The 4,423-nt window shown below is 69.1% G+C and carries 5 protein-coding genes; all 5 read left to right on the forward strand.

The annotated features are described in order from the left end of the window. The coding region (gene infB / locus H5J26_RS28700) for a translation initiation factor IF-2 (protein ID WP_181768888.1) at window positions 1-1,910 on the forward strand (1,910 nt) is incomplete at its 5' end. A gap of 92 nt (window positions 1,911-2,002) precedes the next feature. Continuing rightward, window positions 2,003-2,299 carry a DUF503 domain-containing protein gene (locus H5J26_RS28705; RefSeq protein ID WP_181768889.1) on the forward strand — a complete coding sequence of 99 codons (297 nt, stop codon included), beginning with the start codon at window positions 2,003-2,005 and terminating at the stop codon, window positions 2,297-2,299. Window positions 2,300-2,314: 15 nt separating this feature from the next. After that, the gene (gene rbfA / locus H5J26_RS28710) at window positions 2,315-2,758 is read left to right on the forward strand and encodes a 30S ribosome-binding factor RbfA (RefSeq protein WP_181768890.1); all 444 of its coding nucleotides are present in this window, start codon (window positions 2,315-2,317) and stop codon (window positions 2,756-2,758) included. A 3-nt stretch (window positions 2,759-2,761) separates the two neighbouring features. Beyond that, on the forward strand, window positions 2,762-3,703 hold the full coding sequence (gene truB, locus H5J26_RS28715) for a tRNA pseudouridine(55) synthase TruB (protein ID WP_181768891.1): 942 nt from the start codon (window positions 2,762-2,764) through the stop codon (window positions 3,701-3,703). A gap of 208 nt (window positions 3,704-3,911) precedes the next feature. Continuing rightward, window positions 3,912-4,423: trypsin-like peptidase domain-containing protein (locus H5J26_RS28720; protein WP_181768892.1), on the forward strand; the 512-nt coding region annotated here is incomplete at its 3' end.

Consider the following 4,423-nt stretch of genomic DNA (forward strand, 5'->3'; position numbering starts at 1 on the left):
CGCGGTTTGATGAGTACCTGACGTATCGGGTTGACGGGGAGCGGCAGCGCCGTCAGGAATACGAGCAGATGCAGGCGCCGTCCGTCGGCGGCGTGATGCTTCCGCGCGGCAAGGGTGAGACCGTGCGTCTCTCCCGTGGCGCGTCGCTCACGGACTTCGCGGAGAAGATCAACGCCAACCCGGCGTCCCTTGTCCAGGTGATGTTCAACCTGGGCGAGATGGTCACCGCGACGCAGTCCGTCTCCGACGAGACCCTGGGTCTCCTCGGCGAGGAGATGAACTACGTCGTCCAGATCGTCAGCCCGGAGGAGGAGGACCGCGAGCTTCTCGAGTCCTTCGACATCGAGTTCGGCGAGGACGAGGGCGGCGAGCAGGCGCTCGTGGCGCGTCCGCCGGTGGTGACCGTCATGGGTCACGTCGACCACGGCAAGACGCGTCTTCTGGACGCCATCCGCAAGACCAACGTCATCGCGGGCGAGGCCGGCGGCATCACCCAGCACATCGGTGCCTACCAGGCCGCGACCGAGGTCAACGACGAGGAGCGCAAGCTCACCTTCATCGACACCCCTGGTCACGAGGCGTTCACCGCCATGCGTGCCCGCGGTGCGAAGTCGACGGACATCGCGATCCTGGTGGTCGCGGCCAACGACGGCGTCATGCCGCAGACGATCGAGGCCTTGAACCACGCCAAGGCGGCCGAGGTGCCGATCGTGGTCGCGGTCAACAAGATCGACGTCGAGGGTGCCGACCCGACGAAGGTGCGCGGTCAGCTGACCGAGTACGGCCTGGTGGCCGAGGAGTACGGCGGCGACACCATGTTCGTCGACATCTCCGCCAAGCAGGGCGAGAACATCGACGCGCTGCTCGAAGCGGTCGTGCTGACCGCGGATGCGGCGCTCGACCTGCGCGCCAACCCGGAGCAGGACGCCCAGGGCATCGCGATCGAGGCGCACCTCGACCGCGGCCGTGGCGCCGTGGCGACGGTGCTGGTCCAGCGCGGCACGCTCCAGGTCGGCGACACCATGGTCGTGGGCGACGCCTACGGCAGGGTCCGCGCGATGCTCGACGACAGGGGTGAGCACATCAAGGAGGCGGGTCCCTCGACCCCCGTCCTGGTGCTGGGTCTCACCAACGTCCCGGGCGCGGGCGACAACTTCCTGGTGGTCGACGAGGACCGTACGGCCCGTCAGATCGCCGAGAAGCGTGCCGCCCGTGAGCGCAACGCCGCATTCGCCAAGCGCACCCGCAGGGTCTCCCTGGAGGACCTGGACAAGGTGCTCAAGGCGGGCGAGGTGCAGCAGCTCAACCTCATCATCAAGGGCGACGCATCCGGTTCGGTCGAGGCGCTGGAGTCCTCGCTGATGCAGCTGGACGTCGGCGAAGAGGTCGACCTGCGCATCCTGCACCGCGGAGTCGGTGCGGTCACCGAGACCGACATCGACCTGGCGACCGGATCCGACGCCATCGTCATCGGCTTCAACGTCCGCGCCGAGGGGCGCGCGACGCAGCTGGCCGACCGCGAGGGTGTGGACGTCCGCTACTACTCGGTGATCTACCAGGTCATCGAGGAGATCGAGGCAGCCCTCAAGGGCATGCTCAAGCCGGTGTACGAGGAGATCGAGCTCGGCACGGCGGAGATCCGCGAGGTCTTCCGCTCCTCCAAGCTCGGCAACATCGCGGGTGTCCTCATCCGTTCCGGCGAGGTCAAGCGGAACACCAAGGCCCGCCTGCTGCGCGACGGCAAGGTCGTGGCGGAGAACCTCAACATCGAGGGTCTGCGCCGCTTCAAGGACGACGTCACCGAGATCCGTGACGGCTTCGAGGGTGGTATCAACCTCGGCGGCTACAACGACATCAAGGTCGACGACGTCATCGCCACGTACGAGATGCGGGAGAAGCCCCGCGGCTGACGCCGTGCGTGCTGACCCGTGAGCCGGTCCGGGGCCGGTCGGCGGAGGAAACTCCGTCGATCGGCCCCTGCCGCATCTCGTACGATCACCATGTGTATGTGGGGACTCTTTCCATCGACCTGTTGCTGGGCGACGTACATTCGCTCAAGCAGAAGCGCTCCGTCGTCCGGCCCATCGTCGCGGAGCTTCAGCGCAAGTACGCGGTGAGCGTGGCCGAGGTCGCGGAGCACGATCTCTACCGCCGTACCAGGATCGGTCTGGCGGCGGTGTCGGGGGACGCGGGGCACGTCACCGACGTACTGGACCGGTGCGAGCGGCTCATCGCCGCGCGGCCGGAGGTGGAGCTGCTGTCGGTGAGGCGGCGTTTCCACGGAGAAGATGACGAATAGCAAGGAGACGGACCAGTGGCCGACAATGCACGGGCGAAGAGGCTGGCAGACCTCATCCGTGAGGTGGTCGCGGAGAAGCTGCTCCGGGGGGTCAAGGACCCGCGGCTCGGCACACATGTGACCGTCACGGACACCCGGGTCACGGGGGACCTGCGCGAGGCGACGGTCTTCTACACGGTGTACGGGGACGACGAGGACCGCAAGGCCGCAGCCGCCGGCCTGGAGAGCGCAAAGGGCGTGCTGCGCACCGCAGTCGGTGCGGCGGCGGGCGTCAAGCACACTCCCAGCCTCAGCTTCGTGGCCGACGCCCTGCCGGAGAACGCCCGCACGATCGACGATCTCCTCGCCCGCGCCAGGGCGTCGGACGAAGAGGTGCGCAAGGCCTCTTCGGGCGCCGACTACGCGGCCGGAGCGGATCCCTACCGCAAGCCCGCCGACGAGCAGGCCGAGGACGAATGACCCGTGGCACGTAAGAAGGACAACGGACCCGGCGGGCTCGTCGTCGTCGACAAGCCCGCAGGATTCACCTCGCACGACGTGGTCGCCAAGCTTCGCGGTATGGCCCGTACGCGCAGGGTCGGACATGCCGGCACGCTCGACCCGATGGCAACTGGTGTTCTGGTCATCGGAGTTGAGAAGGCCACCCGGCTGCTCGGCCACCTCGCGCTGACGGAGAAGGAGTACGTCGCCACGGTGCGGCTCGGGCAGAGCACCGTGACGGACGACGCGGAAGGCGAGACCACCGCCGCCGAGGGGGCCTCCGGCATCGCCCGGGACGCCGTCGACGCGGCCGTCGCCGAACTCACCGGCGACATCCAGCAGGTGCCCTCCAAGGTCAGTGCCGTGAAGGTGGACGGCAAGCGCTCCTACCAGCGTGTGCGCGAGGGGGAGGACGTCGAACTCGCCGCCCGCCCCGTCACCGTCTCCGCCTTCACCGTGCACGACGTGCGCGAGGAGAAGGCCGAGGACGGCACCCGGGTCACGGATCTGCTGGTCTCGGTGGTCTGTTCCTCGGGCACCTATGTACGCGCGCTGGCCCGCGACCTCGGCACCGCGCTGGGCACGGGCGGACACCTGACGGCCCTGCGCCGTACGCGCGTCGGGCCCTACCGCCTCGAGGAGGCCCGCACTCTCGAACAGCTGCAGGGGGAGACCGACGGCGCGGGAGCGATCTCCCTGCTTCCGCTCGGCGAGGCCGCGGCTTCGGCCTTCCCGCGATGGGACGTGGATGCCGAGCAGGCTCGGCTGATCGGCAACGGCGCGCAACTGCGCATGCCTGCCGGGGAGTTCACTCCGGAGGGGCAGGGCCCGTCACCGGTCGCCGTCTTCGGCCCGGAGGGACATCTCATCGCGCTGGTCGAGGAGCACCAGGGCCGGGCGAAGAGCCTGGCCGTCTTCGCGTAGCAACCCCCTGGTGGGGGCGGGTGCCGGGTGAGTGGTGGACGGGCGGTGCCCGCGATTCACTCCAACGGCCGGGCGCTCGGGGTGAGTCGAGGGCGCGGTCGGGGGCGCGTTCTCCTCACGGCCTGTTCTTGCTGATCAACTTCGCTCTACCGTCTTGGAACCGGGGTGGCGGCGACACCAGGGTTCGGGCAAGGCGGGCGGTGCGTGAATGGGAGCGGTGCTTGCGGAGCACGCGTTGGTGCGGATCTGTGACCTGGCCGGACGGCCGCGGGGGACCGGTTTTCTCGCCGACGAACTCGGCACCGTGATCACGAGCCATGAGGCCGTCGACGGGCTCGGCCGGGTCGTCGTCAACACCCGTGACGAGCGCAGTCACTTGGCTGAGTCCGACGACATCACGCCATTGCCCGAATGGGACCTCGCGCTCATCCGTACGGACGGACTCGGCGTCGGCCCACTCGTGATCGGCGCGGAGCGGGCCACAGCTACGGCCGTACGGCTGCGCACGGGGCATACCTCACCGGCGGGGGAGGAGTGCTGGACGGACGCCCGCCTGGCCGGGACGGCCTCCGTCACCTACACCTCGACGGACCGCTTCCACGCGCTGGAAGAGGTGCTGGAGCTGGAGCTGCCCGAGGCCGCAGCCGTTGAACTGCGCCTGAGCAGGCGGGCGTCGGGCTCGCCTGTCATCGACGCGGAAACGGGCGCGGTGCTGGCCGT

Source organism: Streptomyces albidus (ex Kaewkla and Franco 2022) (assembly GCF_013870515.1).
Taxonomy (GTDB): Bacteria; Actinomycetota; Actinomycetes; order Streptomycetales; family Streptomycetaceae; genus Streptomyces; species Streptomyces albidus.